Raw genomic sequence first — 19941 nt, forward strand, 5'->3', positions numbered from 1 at the left:
TCATAAAAATAGTTGGGAAGCAAAATTGTACATCCTTAAACGAGCGAAAATGTACATTTTATCATTGACATTTATACTTAGTTGAACTAATGGATTATTTGAGTTATGGATCGACTGCCAATCCAGGCAGCTTTTCTATTCAAATAATGGGGCAGGATTGTTGAATAGAGATGAAACTAAAAAATAAGAAAGTGCGCAAATTTAGTTCCAATTCTAAGCACTTTCTTTTCATTAATAAAGTATTTAGAGGAAGTTTCTGTCACTTTTTTTTCGTATTTACAATTTATTACAAAAAACTGGACAGTATCAAATGAAGAGAATTAGCGAACCAGTGATTAACATAGTAATTGTTATTCCTAAAGTTATTTTTTGTTGAGTTTTATTCATTTTGCGGTACAAATATACGAACATCTATATCACCTCCTTCCTTAAACGAGCAGTTATTTAAAATCGTTTTCTTCAAAAATAAATAATTCTTCTACAGTTATGTGAAACTGGTGAGCGATTTTAATTGCTAATTTTAAAGAAGGATTATACTCACCTTTTTCTAAAAAGCTAATGGTTTCTCTTCTTACACCAACTGCTTTTGCAAGATCTAATTGAGTCATATTATGCTTTGCTCTGTATTCTTTAATCTTTGTCTTCATTATTCTAAGCCTTTCTTATTCTTGGTAAAGAACCAAGATATAAATAGGGTTAATACCATCCCAATTAATCCTAATAATAAAATGTCATCTTTGTTGAAGTATTTTTGAAAAGCAAGTAAAGCAATCCATATATATAAGGAATAAAAGTATGCTGTTCCTGCTGAATGTAACTTAATTTTTTTTGAACGCTCATCTTCAAATGAGATACCTTGTTTTAGTTCGGAGAAAAGTCTTTTTAAAATTATTGATATCAATCCAATAAAACTTACTAATCCAATTAATAAAAATGATGCTGATAAACTGTCATTATTTCGAAAGAAAGAACCAATTTGAAATAACATTCCGAATACAACACCAAGAGAAGTAACTAATAAAAGTAATATTTTAATGTTCAAAATATATGACCACCCAACGTTAGAAATATATAACACTATATTAGAAATATATAACATTATTTGAGATAAATCAACCTTATTCGTTTAGTGAAAAATAAAGATATACTAAAAAGTACTAAAAAGCAGATGAATGGATCTTGTGAAACTATGTACTTAAACTAAATGGTGAGTTTATCTAAATAGGATTTCTCATATTGCTATTTGAAAATTCTATAATTTGTTATAATGATCTATGTTAGTAAAGTAATTAGCGTATACAGAGGGAGTGCTTAAAAATATGGAATACATAACACTTAATAATGGGTTAAAAATGCCAATTATAGGTACAGGTACAAATACTTATGGAAAAGAAAATAACGACTATAACGGGGAGTTAACAAATGAAATTCCTGAATTAGTATCAGCACTTGAGTTGGGGTACCGTTCAATAGACGCAGCCATCATTTATCGAAACGAAGAACTTGTAGGAAGAGTTTTAGCAGAAAGCAAAGTGCCTCGAGAAGAGTTATTCATTACGACAAAAGTTCCAGGAAACGAAGAATATATTTCTTCAAAGGAAGCTACTCGAGCAGCAATCGATAACAGTCTAAAAAACTTCCAAACAGACTATCTCGACCTACTTCTTATTCACTTCCCTATCGAAGACAAAGTACAACTTAAAAACACTTGGGAAGTCTTTGAGGAATATTATGAAGCTGGCAAATTAAAAGCAATCGGCGTTTCAAACTTTGGAAAAAATCATCTAGATGAATTGAAAGAGTTTGCGAAAGTGAAGCCAGCTGTCAATCAAATCCAAGTTAACTTAAAAGAACCTAACAAAGATCTCCTTGCCGTATTAAAAGGCGAGGGCATTACACCTGTTGCATGGGGACCTATGAAAGTAGAACCCCATCAAAAAGAAGTTTTGGATGAAATCGGTAAAGCCTATAAAAAGTCTGGTGCACAAGTCTTATTAAAATACCAAATTCAACGCGGTGTGATTGTTATTCCTAAATCTCACAATCGTGAAAATCAAGCATCTAATTTAGATCTTTTTGATCTCGTATTATCTGAAAGAGATATAGAAACGATTGAAAACTTATAATTAGGTAGTTCTTCATCCTAGTGATATGAATAATATCGCTAGGATTTTGATTTTTTCAAACAATGTGATAGCAATAGTAGCATTTTTTTGTTGAACTAACGGGCTGTTTAGTGAAAGAGAGAGGTTTAACTGATGTCAACAATCGAGGCAAATTGTTTGATGATTTAATTTTTTAATGCAATTTGGTAAAATGGTACTAAATGTAAATGATTGGAGGCTAAATTAGTTGGCAACAATAGAGGATTTTTTGAAATTAGACATCCGGATCGGTACTGTTATTAACGCAGAACCCTTTCCAGAAGCACGAAAACCTGCGATAAAATTAGAAATTGATTTTGGAGAGATTGGTATTAAACATTCTTCGGCACAAATTACACAAAGATATACACCAGAACAACTTATTGGTCGGCAGGTGGTTGCGGTAGTAAATTTCCCTCCAAGACGTATCGCAGGTTTTAAATCGGAAGTATTGGTAATTGGCGGTGTACCAGATGAAGGTGACGTAGTACTTTTAAAGCCAGATGAATCTGTTAAAAATGGAACACCAATATTATAGGAGTTTTAAAGGAACATCCTACTTGTTTTCAGTAAAAAAGTTACGGTGCTATCTTTCAAAAAATGTCGAAAACAACTTCAGCTTACGGGTGCGTTGATCCAAGAATGAATAACGCACTTTTGTTGAAGTTATTAAACGAACGGGGCGGTTTAATGGAATAAAGCATTGTGTATGGTTATCATTCACATTAAATAATAGGTTACTAAACTTATTTATGCGACAAAGATATGGAAGAATTGCAAAGTATGCATCTTTACCGGATGCTTTTTTTTATGGCATTTTTCAAATCAAATTTATTCATAATTAACGACAGCAAAAATTGGATAAATAAATTTTAATAAATTGAACCTATTATGTTCTGGAAATCGTCTAATTGCAGAATTGGAAATAGGTTTAAATGGGAGGGTAGTAGATTGGATAAAGAAGAAAAAAATTACATATTAGAAAAAATGATGATTGAATATGGTAATGAGTTGGTTAGATTGGCATTTTCTTATGTGAAAGACACAGAGATTGCAAAGGATATGGTTCAAAATACATTTATTAAATGCTACAAAAATCTTGATTCGTTTCGATATGACGCACAAGTAAAAACATGGCTCTATCGCATTACAATTAACGAATGTAAAGATTATTTAAAAAGTTGGAATTACAAAATGGTGCAAGTAAGAAGTTTTATAAATGAAACAACAAGATCAATGTTACCATCAACGGAAAGGACAGTGTTTGATAAATATAATAATCAAGAAATGAAAGAGAGCATCTTTTCTCTTCCGAAAGTGTATAGGGAAGTGATTTATTTATACTACTATGATTCATTAACAACGGTTGAAATTGCAAACGTTTTAGATATTCCAGTTAATACAGTGAAAACTCGGTTAAGAAGAGCAAAACAAAGATTAGAGTCGCTGATTAAGGAGGCAGAATATTATGGATGATAAACGAATAAGAGATCAATTTAATAATATGTCTGATCATGATTTAAGTTTTACGAAAGAAGACCGTAATAAAGTGTTTGAACGAATTAATAAAATGGAAAAAAGTAATCTTATGCAGAAGATATCTCTTCGTTCTATACCAAAACAATTCTCCATCATTACAGCTTCTATATTAGTGGTCTGCCTGTGTATCATTTTGTTTATTCCATCGATTTTTCATGAAAACGTTAGGAACGAAAACAGCGGAAGTAATGTAAGTGGAGTAGGGTCTCAAGAAGTCGAGTACTTGACAACTCTTTTTATGGTGAAAGATGAGAATAATAGAATACCTATTAATCTTTTACTTACCTATAGTAAAGATAATAAGATGATGAAGGTTCTATCTATCCCTCGTGATACGTATGTTCCGATAGAAAAGAGTGATGGAACGACTATACATGATAAATTGACATTTGCTTATGCTTACGGTTCGGAAGGCGCAGAAAGTGTAAGAACTACAGTTTCCAATCTATTTGATTTACCTATTGATTATTATGTTGTGATGGACTTAAAAACCTTTTCAAGCATGATAGATTCGGTGAATGGTATAGATTACAATCTGCAAGAAGATATTCAAGTAAGAGCTATATCTAAAGTGTCATTTGAATTCAAAAAGGGGACAAATCGTCTGAATGGAGAAGAGGTTGTAGCATTGATGATGGCTGCTACAGAGGGAAGAAGATTGGATGAGGAAAACCAATTAAACATCATTAACGCTGTGTTGAATCAAACACGAAACGTATTACCACAAAGCCAATATACGACTCAAATCGAAGGGAATTTTCCAATTGACCAATTGCTAGAGAGTAAAATGGCACTTTCCACGATACAATCAGTATCATTAATAGATGGAATGACAGATACAATGATCGATGAGAAATACTATATTAAGTTTGAAAAAGAATTTTTGAATTCTGTCTCAGAAGAGTTAACCACATTTAACTAAATAAAAAAATGATAACCACTATATCTGATGGTGGTATGAGCAATGTTCCATTTATTAAATTTAGGGGAAGATTTGTGAAATTAAGAACTGATACCAATAAACAGAAATATAAACGGAAATCTTTAGTTATGGTAAAGAATAACTAAAGTGTATCATTCAAAAGAAGAGATTGGGGTCCCAATAATGGAAAAAAGTAAAATACTTATCGTGGCAACTTTATTATTTGTTTTAGTAGTAGGAATGTCTGCTTGTAGCAAATCATCAGATGATACGGCTTTAACCAAAAAGGGTTCGGACTCTGATAATATATCAGAAAATAAAAATGATTTGCCTACTGAAAGCATAGATAAGTCCCATAATAATGGTAATAGTGAACTGTATGGTAGTAAATCTGACGATGAAAAAGAAGAAGGAAAACCATCACAGAATTTAAATGAACCTGGTACGAATACATCAACCAACAATCAGTCAAAACCAGTCAACACAGCCAAAAAAACAGGTTCTTCTCATTCAAATGATTCGTCGTCTGACAGCACAACGAATTCTGATAATAGCGAAGGAAAGCCAGCTATTGTCATTTCAAGTGGGGAAAAAGCTATCGAATATTTAAAACAGCAACTCCCTGAGGGGAAGGATGACGATGTTTCATTTGGAGTAGATGAGACACTTGCATCGGATGATAACGGTACATACTATACAATTCAGCTTGTTTCAATATCTTCGCGTGTATCTGGCAAAACGGGAACCTTAGGTTATTACAAGGTTTATCAAGATGGTACTTATAAGTCATTCTAAAGTTTTGCTAATGGGTGCGTTGATCCAGAAGGATTAACACTTCTTTTGTGTGTGTGGCATGTTAAATTAACTTGGCGGTGAGAGCCTCTATGGGCGTTGGGATATGCGAACCATTAGCCAAAGGCAAGGGTATCCTTGGCGACTCGGAACTAAAGGAATCTCTTAGCAAATCCTCGTTCAGAAGTACACGAATCACAAATTTGTAAGGCGAGAAATTGTATAAATAACTGAATTGCATAAAAGATAATCCGAATTATTGGCTAAACCAATGATTCGGTTTTTTTATTGCTCTATTGGGCAAATATGGCTATTACTATTTCTAATGCTGACCAAAAACACAGGTTTTTAACTGTGAGCGTTTTTTATACAATGATGTTCTTTTTCCTGAAATCCTTAAACGTGGAAAGTCAATTCGTGAATAAGATTCAACTTTTCTTATCAACTTAAGTAATATACAAATTAGAAGAAGGTGTATTATGTCGACGAAGAATATTTATCGGTCAATCACCATCATTTCTTTAAGCATGGCCTTAATCCTAATTTCATCGTGCAATCAGTTTCAAAGAAAAGAGGAACTTAATAATGAGAAAACTCCTCGTGAAGTATTAGGTTTCTATACTGAACAGGAAGGAACATATCCAGGGTCTCAACCTACAGTTAACGAGCAATTCGACAGTTTGAGCATCATTGCACCTTTTTGGTACAAGCTTGATGATAAACGCCCAGGCAATCTTATAGATTCCGTTACATCAGATCATAAAAGAAAGGTTATTGAGAGTGCTCATGATAAAAACCTGAAGGTATATATGGTTGTACATAATCTCTTCTATGAAACTTTGGAGAAGGGCAAACAGGTAGCGAGTAATGTACTTAATAACGATAAAAACCAGAATGTTTTTATTCAGAACCTACGAGATGAAATGGATCAGTTTAAATATGATGGCATTAATATCGATATGGAAAATTTGAATTTGACTGACAGAGATTCCTTTAGTCTGCTGATTAAAAAGCTGTCTGATGCTCTGCATCGTGATGGAAAAGAAGTTACTGTTTCAGTCCCAGCAAACACAGGTGATTCCCGTGCTAATCCCTGGTCACCGTGGTTTGATTATGAAAAACTCGGTCTATATTCTGATTCGTTAATGATTATGACATACGATGAACACAACCCAAGAACAAACCCCGGTTCAACAGCATCAGTCGATTGGACCGAAGCAACAATTCGTTATGCTTTGAAACAGGGAGTACCACCATCAAAAATTTTACTGGGGATTGCAGGTTATGGATGGGATTGGGATACAACAGCAAACAAAGCCGTGTATAGCTCCTATGTACAGATTATGGATCTGAAAGAAAAATATAAAGCAAAAATTCTATGGGACTCTCGTTCACAAACACCTTATTTCAGTTACGTAGATAAAGAACAACACAACCACCAGGTATGGTTTGAGAATAGCGATAGCCTAAGGTTTAAGCTAAACCTTGTTGAAAAATATAATTTACGGGGAATCGGGATTTGGCGACTAGGCTTAGAAGACCCAATGTACTGGACAACCATACCCGAGAAAATAAAAGTAAAAAAGGAATAGAGTGGTTATCCCATTCCTGAATATGCGTACTAAAACAAGGAATGTTTCAGGTGGAATCGAATTCGACCTAACGAGGACAAGAACCAAAGATTAAGCTGCCGATTATTCTTGGCAGCTTTTCTTATTTAGCTAACGGGCAAGCTACTTGAAGTAGGGTTTACAATTTACATTGAACAATATTAAACCCTAACACATACATGGAGGGTAATGGGACAGAAGTTGAGGAATGAATATTTTAATACAAATAGGTAATACTTTTAAAATATTTAAAATAATAAAAATAATAATTGGATTATTTTTCGTTCTATGTTAATTTCAAGAGGAGGTGAATAAAATGGGATTTAGATCCAAGAATATTTTTATCAATTTACCAGTAAAAGATGTGAAAAATTCTACCAACTTTTTGACGGAGATCGGCTTTGAGTTAAATCCACAATTCAGCGATGAGAACACATCCAGTATAGTCATCAATGACAATATCTTCGCGTTAATCATGACTGAGGAACGTTTCAGAGAGTTTAGTAAAAAAGAAATTGTGGATACCACTACTTTCTCCGAAGCGATTTTTTGCTTATCGGCTGAAAGTCGAGAGCAAGTGGACGAGTTGGTAAATAAGGCGCTTTCAGCAGGAGGCAAAACCAATAGCGAGCCTCAAGATCATGGATTTATGTATGGATGGGGTTTTCAGGACTTAGACGGTCATTTATGGGAAGTCGTTTATATGGATGAAAGTGCATTTTGATCTGGGGTAAACTTTTGGTAAAGAGTTAGTTTTTTAGGTTTTATATTTTAAGGAAAGATACCTTACCAGGTATCTTTTTTTGATTTATATATGAATAGAAATAGGTGAAATAATGTATTTAAAGTAACGGGTGCGTTTCTTAAAGAAGGAGATCACCCCCTTTTTATTGAAGTATAGATGCAGGTTTGTTTAATAATGGGGGAGATACGAGATGGAAGGGAATAAAGTAAAAAAGCAACTTATAATGGGCTTTATATTGTTTGGAGTTTTGCTTATATCGGGAAGTATACAAGTTATTTTTTCCCCATTTAACTTTGTTAGAAGTGTATCGCTATTTGTGGTTATTGGAAGTTCATTATCTTTAGGTGCATTTATTAGGGAATTATTTATTATTAAAAGGACAATAAAGCCAAATCAATAAATTAAACTTTTTTATCAAGTAACAGGTAGCATTAGCAGCTCAGAACCAACTCTTTTTCAATTATTGGGGGAAGGTTACTTGAAGTAGAGGAAAAGAGATATATTATCGAATATTTGATTAATTAGGGGGAAGTTTGATGGCTGATGAAATATTTGAAAACCCAAGACTTGCTTATATTTATGACCCATTTGATCCTGACCGTTCTGATTTAGATGCTTACGAGTCTATGATAAATGAGTTTGGAGCCAGTTCTGTACTTGACATTGGTTGTGGAACAGGAACTTTTGCTTGTCGTTTAGCCGCCAAAGGCATAGAGGTTATTGGACTAGAGCCAGCCGAAGCGTCACTAATGGTGGCAAAAACAAAACGTTGGTCTGACCGTGTTAAATGGATTCACGGTAATGCTCTTGACCTTCCGGAATTAAAGGTTGACCTTGTAACCATGACTGCTAACGTTGCTCAGGTTTATTTAACCGATGAAGAGTTGAAGGCGACACTGCTGGTAATTCGAGAGGTATTACTTCCGGGTGGAAGATTCGTGTTTGAAACACGGAAACCTGAGTCACAGGCTTGGTTAGAATGGAACAAGGAGAACACATACCAAAGGGTTGATGTACCTAAATGCGGTGTTGTAGAGGGATGGGTAGATGTTATAGATGTGCGAGACTCCTTGGTGTCTTTTCAATGGACTTATATTTTCGAGAACGATGGTGCCATTATTACTTCAATTTCCACTTTGCGATTTAGAAGTTTTAAGGAAATTTCTCAAACTCTTAGAGAAGTAGGATTATCTGTGGAAGAGGTTAGAGAAGCTCCTGACCGTCCAGGACGTGAGTATGTTTTTATTACAAGTCGCCAATAAAAAAACCTTAAACATTTTTTTGACCTTTGTTTTGGTAAGAAATATAATCAATAAATTCAAGTAAATTAGTAGTTAATTTTCAAGTAAGGGTGCAATAGTTGAGGATCAAAGCTGGCATAAGGGAATTTCTTTCTTGTTGTACTAAGCCATCTATTAGACGAAAGTCTTCATATATGTGTTTGATATTTACCAGGGGGTTTCAAATGATCATTTTATTAAGTGTGATTGGTTTAATTCTGGTATTTGTATTTATTGACTACTATATAACTGGAGTAACCAAATATATATTATAGGTTCTAATATTAGCAGCAGTTTCGCTATACAACGAAAATAAAAATCGTGAACATAAGAAAACGAAGGAAAGTAATAATTAAACAAAAAGAATAGATAGTTCAATAAGAAATAAGGAAGTCCCCATTGAGGACTTCCTTATTTTTGAGTATTTATCAACATTAAAATTGAACAGAGCCTTATCACTTGTAAGTGAACGTAGTGCTAAGATCCACCATACACTCGTTTCAATTTTCCTTTCTTCATCGATTGGTATTAGCTCTAATAATACTTCTTCTACTGCTGAGCTTATCCTCCACTAATAATAAAATAATACTTGGTAATTATAAGATTATAAGGGATGATCAACCATATCATGGTGAAAACAATCTTACACCTAGAGTCAAAGTGAAAGGTTGAAAGACAATATTTCCTAAAATAAGCTACTGTAAAAAACAAGGTGTGAACGTAACAAACATTGGTATACAACGCTTATTTCATATATACGACTACCCAATAAAGAGGAGTACAATAATGGACATACATGGTAAACAAAAATTAAGTAAGAAAACCTCACAATCCAATAATAAACATACAGCCCCAAAAAATAGCCAACCTATAAGCAAAAATATAATAGAGAATGAACACTTATTTAAAAATATTTTTAATAATTGTTCGGACATCATGTTTCGTGAAGTGAAAATTCATAGTCAAGTTATACTACTATTTATATATGTTGACGGTATGGTTGATACGGAGATCATTACTACAAACGTTTTGGAACCTTTGCTATATGATGGCTTACCTCAGGGGTTAGGCGGGATTGAAAGTCTTGAACAAGTGCTGGAACAGGAGCGTTTTTCAGTTTTACAAACAAAAAAGCTTTCTGATGTTGAGGAAATAACGGAGTACATTTTAAAGGGGAACCTTGCCATATTTGTAGATGGAGAAGGCAATGCATTACTAGCAGATGTCAAAAAGTTTGAAACCAGAAGTATAGAGGAACCTTCTACTGAAGCATCCTTAAGGGGCTCAAAAGAGAGTTTCACAGAGAACTTGAGGACAAATACCATGTTACTGCGAAGGATAATTGTATCGCCGAAGCTAAAGGTTGAGTCATTAAAGATTGGTAAAATGACTAAGACTGATATAGCTGTAATGTATATAGAGGGAATTGTTTCAATATCTGTTCTGAATGAAGTTCGTAAAAGATTAAAGCAAATACAAATCGATGAAATTCTAGAATCGGGATATGTTGAAGAATCCATAGAAGATAATCATTTCTCACCTTTTCCACAAATTCTGAATAGTGAGCGTCCTGATGTTACTTCTTCCGGATTACTTGAAGGCAAAGTGGTGATATTGACCAACGGCTCCCCATATTCACTAATTGTTCCGATGACATTTTGGAATGGATTACAAGCAACCGACGATTATAGTGAACGGTTTTTGTTTGTAACGATGATTCGTTGGGTTCGCTATATATTTACTATCTTTTCGATAATTTTTCCTTCTATATATATAGCCTTAACCAATTATCATCAGGAAATGGTTCCACCAGATTTGATGCTCAATATTGCAGTTTTACGAGAGCGTTCCCCCTTCCCGACATTAATTGAAGTCTTTTTGATGGAGTTCATGTTTGAAGGGTTACAGGAGGCAGGAATCCGGTTACCCAAACAAATTGGTCCACTTGTAAGCATCGTTGGCGCTTTGGTAATTGGAGAGGCGGCAGTTAGCGCAGGGATTATTTCCGCACCTGTTGTCATTATCGTTTCAGCTGCAGGAATCGCATCATTTATCATTCCGCGTTACAGCTTCGGGTTCCCTATGCGAATGTTAAGATATCCAATAATGATACTTGCAGGAGTCTTCGGTCTATTTGGGATCGCAGTTGGAATTATTGCGGTTCTAATTCACCTAATTAATCTTAAATCATTTGGGACTCCTTATCTAACTCCAGTGTCTCCGCGTAATAAACATGGACTTAAAGACGTACTGTTGCGATGGCCTCGAGAGCGAGTTAATAAGGGGTGAATTACTCATGAAGAGAATAGGTAGATGCATTATTGTGTTACTCTTAATATTATTTAGTACAACTGGCTGCTGGAACCTAAAGGAACCAAATCAACTTGCATTTTTTACAGGGAATGGTTTGGATTTAACCGAAGATGGAAAGCTAGAAGCGACCGTACTCATAGTGACACCTGCAGGCATTGGTGGTGGGCAATTTAGTAGTGGAGATAAAAAAAAGGGTTACCAAGTAGTAAGTGCTACTGGAAAAAACGTTTCAGACGCAATAACTAACATACAGTCAAAGCTCTCACGACATGTGTTTCCTGGTCATCGTGATATTTTTCTTGTTGGTCAACGACTGGCTGATCAGGGAATAGGTGAAACAATCGATCCGTTCCTACGAAATGCACATTCAGATTTACGATCTTTAATATACTTGGTGAAAGATGCTAAACCAGAGGAGATTTTCTCTATTGAACCGTTTTTTGACCAATTTATAACAACATCCCTTTCTGATGAACAAACAGCCATAGGGATAAAGCCTTATCTAGCCCGTGAATTTGTGATAGATGTATTAAGTGATGGAACACAGCCACTAATGCCGGTGGTTAGTTTAAATCCTCAAAATCACTATAATTTCGACGGATCTGCCATTTTTAATAAAGAGGATAACGTAAAATTGGTGGGTTTCTTAAATAAAAAGGAAACATTCTATGCAAATTGGGTAAAGGACAGACTATCAAGTCATACCCTAACTTCATTCATAAACCAAGGGGATGGAACAATAAGTATAACCTTAGGTTCATTCAAACGACATATTACTGTGAAAGAGGTCGATGAAGAAATACATATTGACCTTCGTCTTAGTGGAAAAGGAACAATTATCGAAAACAGTACGAACTTAGACCCATCCAAAGGGGTTGACCTTAAACTTATAGAAGATGAACTTGAGAAAATAACTCAGAAAGCGATAGAAAAGCAAATTAAAATGGTGCAGAAGAAATACAAAATGGACATCTATGGGTTTGGAGAAAGTGTTCATCAACAATACCCTAAACAGTGGAAAACCATAAAGCATAATTGGAGTGAACATTTTTCCCAACTTCATGTTTCTGTCAATGTAGACCTTACATGCAATAATCCAGGGCAAGCTAATTGGTCTATTTATCCTTAAAAATGGTTGCCCATTTAATTTCAAAAAGGAGTGGCAAGGACTTATGAAGTTGACAGGAACCCAAATTGTTTGGATTTTGGCAACTACTGAAATTGTTGCAATGATATCGCTAAAAATTACGCCAACAATCCAGATTGCTAAACAAGATGCATGGCTTTCGATGATAGCTGGGGGTTTAATTGGTCTGATCTTAGCATTTCTGTTTGTTCATCTTAGCACTCTGCATCCAAATCAAACTTTGATTCAAATTAGCCAAAAACTGCTAGGCAAAGGCATAGGGGGATTAGTTGTTCTCCCAATTCTCGTTGCATGGTTTATACTACCTGCTGTCTTACTGCGTTCATTTGCAGACTTTATTCATCTAATTCTTCTAGACAGAACGCCTGTTTGGATAATCATATTATTACTAACTATCCTGATGACTTATCTGACCTATTCAGCAGGTATTACGGGAATCGGTCGATTTTGCGAAATAGTTGGCCCACTTATTATTTTTACATTAATGATTAGCTTCATTTTAAATATACAAGACATAGAGTGGCATCATTTATTACCTATTTATTCTGATTCAGGATGGGTTAATATTTTGAAAGGTTCACTTGGACCTGCTTTTTGGTTTCCGGGTCCTTTCATCCTATTGGTCATCCTTTCATTTGTTCAGAAGCCTCGAAAAGCATTTTCGAAATCCTTATTGGGAGTAGTCATTACCATTTTCATGGTTTTAACTGCTACACTAATGGTGCTTTTGATTTTGGGGCCGAATTTATCAGCAAAAATACGGTTTTCTTACTTTGTTTTCGTGAGGAATACTGATATTTTAGATTTCATTCAAAACATTGATGTATTCATTATGTTTGTTATGGTTTTCGGTGTGGTAGCACAATTATCATTATATTTTTTTATTGCAAGCTATGAAATTGCAAATTGGTTCCAAATGAAAAATTGGCGAAGAAATGTTTTTTACGGGGCACCCGCGATTTATATAATAGCCATTTTGATACCAGGCGAGGCAACAATCGTATCATTTGATCAATTTTGGACAAATGTTGCATTTCCTGTATGTGGCATATTAATCCCACTTTTCTTATGGATTACTACTGTAATTAAACAAAAAAGCAAGACTTGATTTTGGTGCATTCACCTTCTCTGCAAAAGAATCTAAACGCAGTGCGGTGACATGCACCATTTTTTTTTTTTGGCATTGCATTTACAACCAGTTCATATAAAGTCCTATCTCTAGACTGTGATAGATTATTTGAGCAAAACTAGTGACAGCAGAGTTTTGATTGACCAAATTTCTATTTTTCTTAAGCCTAACTTGTATGGTGCGATTCGATATGAAACATCGTTATATTTACATGGTGGTATTAGAACAGTAAATATAACTATTAGAGTAGTATGCTATGAGTTTAAGTTAATAAGAGATTGTCACGAAATGAAGCATGGTGTCGTTATATAGTTGAGTGGGTTTAAAAGGGGAGGTGGAGTCGAGAATAGAGGTAGAGACAAAGATTGAAAGACCCAATAGAATATTCGTTATGCAAATAAGTTATATAGTCTAGCATTTTAATCAAAAAAGGAAAGAGGTAAAATCGTTATGACACAACGTATAAATTACATGCAACAATCACCTGAATTTTTTCACAAGATGATGGAACTTAGTAATGCAGAGATGGAAAGTTCAATTGAGGAGAATATCCTTCATCTCGTTCACATCAGAGCTTCACAAATAAATGGCTGTGGTTTTTGCCTAGATATGCATATTAAACAGGCCAAGATTCATGGTGAGAGTGAACTTCGCCTTTTTCATATACCAATTTGGCGTGAATCGAATCTATTTAGTCCACGCGAACGGGCTTGTCTTACATGGACCGAGATTTTGACTAAACTACCTGAGGGAGGAGTTCCTGATGACATTTTTGAACGTGTTAGTGAGCAGTTGTCAGAAAAAGAAATATCAGACCTCACATTCTCAATAATGGCTATCAATGCTTGGAATCGCATTAATGTCGCCTTCAAAACAATACCAGGTTCTGCAGACAAAGCATTTGGATTGACTAAAGCGGGCCTATGAACTCAATATGCGTGGTCCCTTGCCATACGTTTATATATATGAAATTTATTAATTAGAATTTGTTGACATCATAGCTACCAATTTTGGACAAAGCTTATATGATTAAGAAGTGTCCAAGCTAATATATTGGTATGAACAATAAAGACCTGTAAGATGTACACTTTTTTAGTTTCATCTTACAGGTCTTTGTATTAAACATAAAATTTATTAAATTTCTAAATGCTTTAACTTGTCGGGGTTTCGGACAATATATAAGTTGCGAATCAAATTTCCCTCTACATGAAATATACCTACCGTATGAATACCTTCACTTGAAGCAAGAATAAATGCTGGTTGGTTGTTAATCTGTCTTATTTCAATATGTGGAGTTCCCTCAGAAATTGAAGCTTGACGTACAGGGCCAAGCAGAAATCCAGCAACGAGATCTCTTGTTACAATTGGCTCGATCGCGGCCTTTACTTTACCTCCACCATCTGAGACTAGTACAACATTTGGATCAAGCTTAGAAAGAATTTGATTCATGTTCCCCTGTTTGAGTGCTATAACAAAATCATAAACTAATTCTTTAGAAATATTTTCTGTATGCACGAGTTCCTCAGAGGTAATACCCATTTTTGAACTCGCACGACTAAAAATTTTACGACAGTTTACCTCGCTTTTTTCAATGAGTTCCGCAATTTCATTATAGTTAAAGCCGAGTGCCTCACGAAGGACAAATACCACACGCTCTGTTGGTGATAGCCTTTCTAGAAGCACAATCATGGCATAAGATAATAAATCGTCACGCAAGACTGGCTCCATTGGATCATCATTAGAACTATACAAAGGTTCTGGCAGCCATTCTCCATAATATTGTTCTCGCTTAATTCTCGCCGATTTTAGTAAATCTCGACAACGATTTGTTACCATTTTACAAAGATAGGCTTTAGGTTGAGTCAACTTCTCTGATGGTACGTCATATAACTTTAAAAAAACGTCTTGCACAACATCCTCAGAATCGTGAACTGAACCAGTCAATTGATAAGCGAGTTTAAATAGCAATCCCTTATATTGATTGTACATTTCTTGCATCTTTTCACATCCGTTCTCTTATTGTATGTGCTTATTTATAGTAAGGGCTACAAAAATATAACGAGCTAAACAAAATTTTGTGACAATGTCAGTGTTGCTCAATAATGCGTATTTACCATTTTCTAATATGTGTATTACTCCACAAAGAATTCAAGTTAAATATTTTTGTAAGACCCAACCTGTTTTGATACTATCATCGTAATGTTTGTAAGTAACATGCGATTGCACAAGCTAATTAGCCTGGGAAATGTTTTTTCCAAGTTTATATTTTTATGCGATGGGGGATGCCTATAAGGATGATGGAGGAACTTAAGAAAGCTATTCTTTAATACTCTTTGGTTTTCTGCATAGCTCGTCACAATTCACCGACTTTCTATTGTTTGGAGTTTTAGTTGGACCTGTTTGGCTCCCCTAGGTTGTGTATAATTCTTGGATTGATTGTTGGAATGAAAGTAAGAAATTTAACTTAACGGGTGCGTTGATCCAAGAAGGATTACGCACCTTTTTGTTGAAGTATTTAAACTAACATGGCAGTATTGTAGAAAAGTGTTATTTCAATTTAAAATTGCGAATAAGTCTTTTGAAGTATATAATCCTGAACGAATTGTTGTTGTAGAAGGAAATTCGGTATCATCATTTTTAAAAAATATAATAATTTAAAGAAATACAAAGTCGATGTCTTTGAAAATAAAGTTTCCGACAAATTATGGATAGCAATTGTGGCTGGAATTTTTATTCTTGAATAATACGTGATTGTCTTATTAAACTTTCGAGGCAGGATATTTGTATAAAGAAGATTGAAAGGAATGTAATGCCCAAAAAAGGAGGTATAAAAGGTGGACATATTACTCTGGATAACTATTGGTTTCATAATCATCGGATTTGTTGTTCTCACTTCAATGAAAAAAGGTATGGAAAGTAAGCTCGCTTTTATAACAGCAAATATGGAAGACGAGGAGAGTTCAAAAAAAGCAAAATCCATCATTTGGTGGATAATGAGTACCACCGCTTGGGGAATAGTGAGTATGATACTGATTATTTGGTGGTTTCATAATCACTTTGGATAACTGTGAGTTTCAGATATACTTAAAAGCGGGTTTTTTTGTCATAAAATTTCCTATATCTTCCTCTGATTTGGAAATTTCCTATAATTTCCTCTCGTAAGTGATATAATACTAATGGACTAGTTGGATAGGGGGGGATTTAGTGAGTGAAGGAACTGTAAACGTTCATCAGAATAATGTAGCACAAACAGAGCGCAATTCATATTTTGATGGAGGATTGCTTCAGTACATTGGTTGGTCAATTTTAGGATTCTTAGTTACAGTCTGCACCTTTGGAATTTGCTATCCTTGGGCAATTACAATGATCTTGGGATGGAAAACTAGGCATACTGTCATCAATGGAAGAAGGTTAAAATTCACTGGTTCAGCAATAGGATTATTTGGGAATTGGATTAAATGGTGGATATTAACGATTATTACTTTAGGAATATATAGTTTTTGGTTATTTATTGCTATGGAAAAATGGAAAACGAAACATACTGTATTTGAAAATTAATGACAAAACAGCCCCCTTCTATAAGAGAGGGCTTTTTCTATATTAATTAATCACCATTTTTAGTTCAACAAACTAGTAATTCAGCTTGGGATTCAACAAATGGGTGCCTTGATCTAAGAAGGATTAAGGCACTTTTTGTTGAAGTTATTGTACTAACGAAGCATTTAGTGGAATACAAAGTGAGGAGTTAAAAAATGGGGTATGATTGGAAAACGTGTCCTTCTGATATTAAGAATTTTATCTATAATTTTAAAGAAGGAATTAAGGAAGTCGTAAATGACAACTTCGTAGGTTTTTATTTACACGGTTCTTTAGCTATGGGAGGCTTTAATCCAAAATGTAGCGACATAGATGTTTTGGTTGTAACTAACAAACAAATGATAGTAGAGCAAAAAAGAAATCTAGCATACTTCTTTCTAAATTATTCTAATTCTCCTTATCCAGTCGAAATAAGTTTCCTAAATAAAGAACAATTGATGGATTGGCAGCACCCCTGCCTCTATGATTTTCATTATAGTGAGTTTTGGAGAAAACAGTATGAAGATGAACTGATGCACAATACATATAAATATATAAACGAAGACAATTGTAACACAGATACGGATTTAGCAGCCCACATAACCATTACTAATCAAAGGTGTATATGTTTAGAGGGAGGGCCCATTAGCAAGGTATTTCCTGTTGTCCCAAAAACTGATTATAGATCATCCATAATAGGTGATTATCGGGAGTGTTTGAAGAATATCGAAAAAGATCCAATTTATTGTTCATTAAACCTCATCAGAGTTTATTGGTATCTAAAAGAGGAAGTTATTTCTTCAAAAATAGAGGCTGGAAATTGGGGATTAACATATTTACCAAAGGAATTAGGAAGCACAGTTAGAAAGATAATTGAAAGTTATGTAGGGGAGAACACTACCGACCTCTTTAATAAAGAAGAACTTATATTTTTAAGGAATTATATTTCAGATAGAGTGCAAGAGTTATTGAACTAATGTGTGCGTTGATCCAAGATGGATTAAGGCAGTTTTTTGTCGGATTTATCTAACTACCGACTAATTAATAAAAAAAGATTAGCTAAAGGGGGAATTACAATGGAAAAGGTACTTATTCTTGGTGCAAGCGGTCTTGTAGGAAGAGCTTTAATTGATGAATTTAAAGAGGACTTTGAAGTATATGGAACATACTCTTCTTCATTGACGAGCCTTTCAGACGATATGCAATTCCAATTGGAAGTGCAACATGTCGACAAGATGAGGCAAATTATACGTTCAATTAAACCTGACGTAGTAATTTCGTGCCTAAGAGGAAATTTTAATCACCAGCTCCAGTTTCATAAAGAATTGGCTATGGAGTTAAGGAATAGCAGTAGTCGTTTGTATTTTTTTTCTACCACAAATGTTTTTGATGGGGACTGGTCAAAACCACATACTGAAAGAGATATCCCGATTTCCGAATCTGATTATGGGAAATTTAAAATAGAATGTGAAAATATGCTACAAGAGATTTTAAATGAGCGAGTGATAATTATCCGAATCCCAGCGATATGGGGTAAGGATTCTCCAAGATGGAACTTAATCATAGATAGCATAAAACAAAATAAAATGATTGATGTGTATAGTAATTTAGTATGCAACAATCTTTTGGATGTTCTGTTAGCAAGACAATTGCGGTTCATTATTGAAAATAAGCTAGAAGGCATTTTTCACTTAGCTTCAGAAGATATGATATCTCAGGGACAATTCTTTGAACAAATCATAAGTAAACTTGCAAGTGAAAAGAATATTTTGCGATATAGCTTTTTTCAAGGTAATGAGGACACACTTTATTTTGCACTGAAATCAATTCGTGAAGATATGCCCGACTCTCTGCAGTGCAAGAATAAAGATATTATTTCTTACTTACTAGGGGAAATGAACGTTTGAAGTAAACAACAAACGGGTGCGTTAATCCCAGAAGGATTACCCACCTTTTTTGTTGACTACTTTATTGAATTAACGGCCCAGTTTAGTTGAATTAGCTTTCCTGTTTGAATTCTTAAAAGAAATATAAAATAGAAACAAAGTTTGCTTCATTATAATGGAACCATTTATATGAAGTTGTATTTATTCCTTAAATCATTATACATTTTTAGATTTATCCTTATCTAATTTAGCATAGCTCTCAATCTTTGTAACCGAATAAGCTGCATAGTAAAAAGTTAAAAAAATAATAAAATCATACAAAGTGGACCAATTCTTAGGGTTGTAAAAATCGATGGCATTAAAGAAATTCATACCTCCAAATGCGGCAATTGCAGAGAATAAGATCCCCTTTAACAAGGGATTCATTTTTGGTTTAATTTGTAGAGCTAACATTACTGCAACGGGTGCTAAAGAAAAGTGATAGGGTAAAAAGAGAAATGGTGCAAGTGGTATGATTATCATAGGGTATGACCAGAGTCCTAAAGATAAGGCAGCAAGATCTACTGTAAGTGATAATAAAATAGTTAGTATGCCGCCTAAAAGGAGACGTCCCGTGCTATCTTTCTTCCTGAACCTAAACCAAACAATCCATGGAACAATAAATAGTGCGATACCAAACCACCATTCCCATGTTAAGAGAAATTCTTCTGTTACTGTTTTTGCAAATAAAGAACTAATCTCAGTCAACTGATTATAAGCTTTTTCTGATTGGGCGATCCCCTTCTCATATGCCAATTCCAAAACACCTCCATAAACAAGTAATAATATATTTCCATTGGTTGAGTCAGATTATTACAT

21 protein-coding genes are annotated in these 19941 nt (G+C 34.4%); 17 read left to right on the top strand and 4 right to left on the bottom strand.

From position 1 onward, the window contains the following. Positions 1-440: 440 nt before the first annotated feature. Both ACR65M_RS19095 and ACR65M_RS19100 read right to left on the bottom strand, forming a co-directional pair. Positions 441-647 (bottom strand): helix-turn-helix transcriptional regulator, encoded by a 207-nt coding sequence (locus ACR65M_RS19095; RefSeq protein WP_341331293.1) that lies wholly within the window; start codon positions 645-647, stop codon positions 441-443. Next, positions 647-1042: a hypothetical protein gene (locus ACR65M_RS19100; RefSeq protein ID WP_440274108.1), complete on the bottom strand. Its 396-nt coding sequence runs from the start codon at positions 1040-1042 to the stop codon at positions 647-649. The genes ACR65M_RS19095 and ACR65M_RS19100 overlap by 1 nt, the downstream gene beginning before the upstream one ends. Positions 1043-1319: 277 nt before the next feature. On the opposite strand from ACR65M_RS19100, the gene ACR65M_RS19105 reads away from it, so the two are divergent. From ACR65M_RS19105 to ACR65M_RS19165, 13 genes are all read left to right on the top strand, one after another. Continuing rightward, positions 1320-2126 (top strand): aldo/keto reductase, encoded by an 807-nt coding sequence (locus ACR65M_RS19105; protein WP_440274109.1) that lies wholly within the window; start codon positions 1320-1322, stop codon positions 2124-2126. A gap of 226 nt (positions 2127-2352) precedes the next feature. Beyond that, positions 2353-2682 carry a chaperone CsaA gene (csaA, locus tag ACR65M_RS19110; protein ID WP_440274110.1) on the top strand — a complete coding sequence of 110 codons (330 nt, stop codon included), beginning with the start codon at positions 2353-2355 and terminating at the stop codon, positions 2680-2682. A 413-nt stretch (positions 2683-3095) separates the two neighbouring features. Then, positions 3096-3620: a sigma-70 family RNA polymerase sigma factor gene (locus ACR65M_RS19115; protein ID WP_440274111.1), complete on the top strand. Its 525-nt coding sequence runs from the start codon at positions 3096-3098 to the stop codon at positions 3618-3620. Continuing rightward, on the top strand, positions 3613-4605 hold the full coding sequence (locus ACR65M_RS19120; protein ID WP_440274112.1) for an LCP family protein: 993 nt from the start codon (positions 3613-3615) through the stop codon (positions 4603-4605). Before ACR65M_RS19115 ends, ACR65M_RS19120 begins: the two co-directional genes overlap by 8 nt. Before the next feature lie 183 nt (positions 4606-4788). Further along, positions 4789-5400, top strand: coding sequence for a hypothetical protein (locus ACR65M_RS19125; protein ID WP_440274113.1), 612 nt, complete (start codon positions 4789-4791; stop codon positions 5398-5400). 476 nt (positions 5401-5876) lie between these two features. Then, a complete protein-coding gene (locus tag ACR65M_RS19130; RefSeq protein ID WP_440274114.1) occupies positions 5877-6989 on the top strand; it encodes a glycosyl hydrolase family 18 protein in 1113 nt (370 codons plus the stop codon). A gap of 334 nt (positions 6990-7323) precedes the next feature. Beyond that, on the top strand, positions 7324-7731 hold the full coding sequence (locus ACR65M_RS19135) for a VOC family protein (protein ID WP_121448011.1): 408 nt from the start codon (positions 7324-7326) through the stop codon (positions 7729-7731). 211 nt (positions 7732-7942) lie between these two features. Further along, positions 7943-8152 (top strand): hypothetical protein, encoded by a 210-nt coding sequence (locus ACR65M_RS19140; protein WP_121448010.1) that lies wholly within the window; start codon positions 7943-7945, stop codon positions 8150-8152. Between the two features lie 136 nt (positions 8153-8288). Next, positions 8289-9014 carry a class I SAM-dependent methyltransferase gene (locus ACR65M_RS19145; RefSeq protein WP_121448009.1) on the top strand — a complete coding sequence of 242 codons (726 nt, stop codon included), beginning with the start codon at positions 8289-8291 and terminating at the stop codon, positions 9012-9014. 804 nt (positions 9015-9818) lie between these two features. Next, positions 9819-11321, top strand: coding sequence for a spore germination protein (locus ACR65M_RS19150; protein ID WP_121448008.1), 1503 nt, complete (start codon positions 9819-9821; stop codon positions 11319-11321). Positions 11322-11328: 7 nt separating this feature from the next. Continuing rightward, positions 11329-12474 (top strand): Ger(x)C family spore germination protein, encoded by a 1146-nt coding sequence (locus ACR65M_RS19155; protein WP_440274115.1) that lies wholly within the window; start codon positions 11329-11331, stop codon positions 12472-12474. A gap of 43 nt (positions 12475-12517) precedes the next feature. After that, the gene (locus ACR65M_RS19160; protein ID WP_440274116.1) at positions 12518-13600 is read left to right on the top strand and encodes a GerAB/ArcD/ProY family transporter; all 1083 of its coding nucleotides are present in this window, start codon (positions 12518-12520) and stop codon (positions 13598-13600) included. 471 nt (positions 13601-14071) lie between these two features. Then, positions 14072-14548: a carboxymuconolactone decarboxylase family protein gene (locus tag ACR65M_RS19165; protein ID WP_440274117.1), complete on the top strand. Its 477-nt coding sequence runs from the start codon at positions 14072-14074 to the stop codon at positions 14546-14548. A gap of 207 nt (positions 14549-14755) precedes the next feature. On the opposite strand, the gene sigJ is transcribed toward ACR65M_RS19165, so the two are convergent. Further along, entirely contained in the window at positions 14756-15619 is an 864-nt protein-coding gene (gene sigJ / locus ACR65M_RS19170; RefSeq protein WP_440274118.1) for an RNA polymerase sigma factor SigJ, read from the bottom strand. Positions 15620-16455: 836 nt separating this feature from the next. Here sigJ and ACR65M_RS19175 point away from each other — a divergent pair. From ACR65M_RS19175 to ACR65M_RS19190, 4 genes are all read left to right on the top strand, one after another. Further along, entirely contained in the window at positions 16456-16686 is a 231-nt protein-coding gene (locus ACR65M_RS19175; protein WP_440274119.1) for a hypothetical protein, read from the top strand. Positions 16687-16825: 139 nt separating this feature from the next. After that, complete coding sequence (locus tag ACR65M_RS19180; protein WP_440274120.1) at positions 16826-17179, top strand: YjgN family protein; 354 nt, start codon at positions 16826-16828, stop codon at positions 17177-17179. Positions 17180-17373: 194 nt separating this feature from the next. Beyond that, positions 17374-18174 (top strand): aminoglycoside adenylyltransferase domain-containing protein, encoded by an 801-nt coding sequence (locus ACR65M_RS19185; protein ID WP_440274121.1) that lies wholly within the window; start codon positions 17374-17376, stop codon positions 18172-18174. Between the two features lie 99 nt (positions 18175-18273). Then, positions 18274-19104, top strand: a complete 831-nt coding sequence (locus tag ACR65M_RS19190) for a sugar nucleotide-binding protein (protein WP_341331304.1) — start codon at positions 18274-18276, stop codon at positions 19102-19104. 195 nt (positions 19105-19299) lie between these two features. Here ACR65M_RS19190 and ACR65M_RS19195 read toward each other — a convergent pair whose 3' ends face one another. Continuing rightward, complete coding sequence (locus ACR65M_RS19195; RefSeq protein ID WP_341331305.1) at positions 19300-19878, bottom strand: CBO0543 family protein; 579 nt, start codon at positions 19876-19878, stop codon at positions 19300-19302. Between the last annotated feature and the right edge of the window lie 63 nt (positions 19879-19941).

This window comes from Ferdinandcohnia sp. SAFN-114 (genome assembly GCF_059415045.1).

What these genes read in the sequence shown, in the direction of transcription:
- sigJ (WP_440274118.1), bottom strand. Translation starts at nt 15,619, where the DNA reads ATGCAAGAAATGTACAATCAATATAAGGGATTGCTATTTAAACTCGCT.
- ACR65M_RS19095 (WP_341331293.1), bottom strand. Translation starts at nt 647, where the DNA reads ATGAAGACAAAGATTAAAGAATACAGAGCAAAGCATAATATGACTCAA.
- ACR65M_RS19150 (WP_121448008.1), top strand. Translation starts at nt 9,819, where the DNA reads ATGGACATACATGGTAAACAAAAATTAAGTAAGAAAACCTCACAATCC.
- ACR65M_RS19120 (WP_440274112.1), top strand. Translation starts at nt 3,613, where the DNA reads ATGGATGATAAACGAATAAGAGATCAATTTAATAATATGTCTGATCAT.
- ACR65M_RS19145 (WP_121448009.1), top strand. Translation starts at nt 8,289, where the DNA reads ATGGCTGATGAAATATTTGAAAACCCAAGACTTGCTTATATTTATGAC.
- ACR65M_RS19125 (WP_440274113.1), top strand. Translation starts at nt 4,789, where the DNA reads ATGGAAAAAAGTAAAATACTTATCGTGGCAACTTTATTATTTGTTTTA.
- ACR65M_RS19140 (WP_121448010.1), top strand. Translation starts at nt 7,943, where the DNA reads ATGGAAGGGAATAAAGTAAAAAAGCAACTTATAATGGGCTTTATATTG.
- ACR65M_RS19135 (WP_121448011.1), top strand. Translation starts at nt 7,324, where the DNA reads ATGGGATTTAGATCCAAGAATATTTTTATCAATTTACCAGTAAAAGAT.
- ACR65M_RS19160 (WP_440274116.1), top strand. Translation starts at nt 12,518, where the DNA reads ATGAAGTTGACAGGAACCCAAATTGTTTGGATTTTGGCAACTACTGAA.
- ACR65M_RS19185 (WP_440274121.1), top strand. Translation starts at nt 17,374, where the DNA reads ATGGGGTATGATTGGAAAACGTGTCCTTCTGATATTAAGAATTTTATC.
- ACR65M_RS19155 (WP_440274115.1), top strand. Translation starts at nt 11,329, where the DNA reads ATGAAGAGAATAGGTAGATGCATTATTGTGTTACTCTTAATATTATTT.
- ACR65M_RS19105 (WP_440274109.1), top strand. Translation starts at nt 1,320, where the DNA reads ATGGAATACATAACACTTAATAATGGGTTAAAAATGCCAATTATAGGT.
- ACR65M_RS19165 (WP_440274117.1), top strand. Translation starts at nt 14,072, where the DNA reads ATGACACAACGTATAAATTACATGCAACAATCACCTGAATTTTTTCAC.
- ACR65M_RS19130 (WP_440274114.1), top strand. Translation starts at nt 5,877, where the DNA reads ATGTCGACGAAGAATATTTATCGGTCAATCACCATCATTTCTTTAAGC.
- ACR65M_RS19190 (WP_341331304.1), top strand. Translation starts at nt 18,274, where the DNA reads ATGGAAAAGGTACTTATTCTTGGTGCAAGCGGTCTTGTAGGAAGAGCT.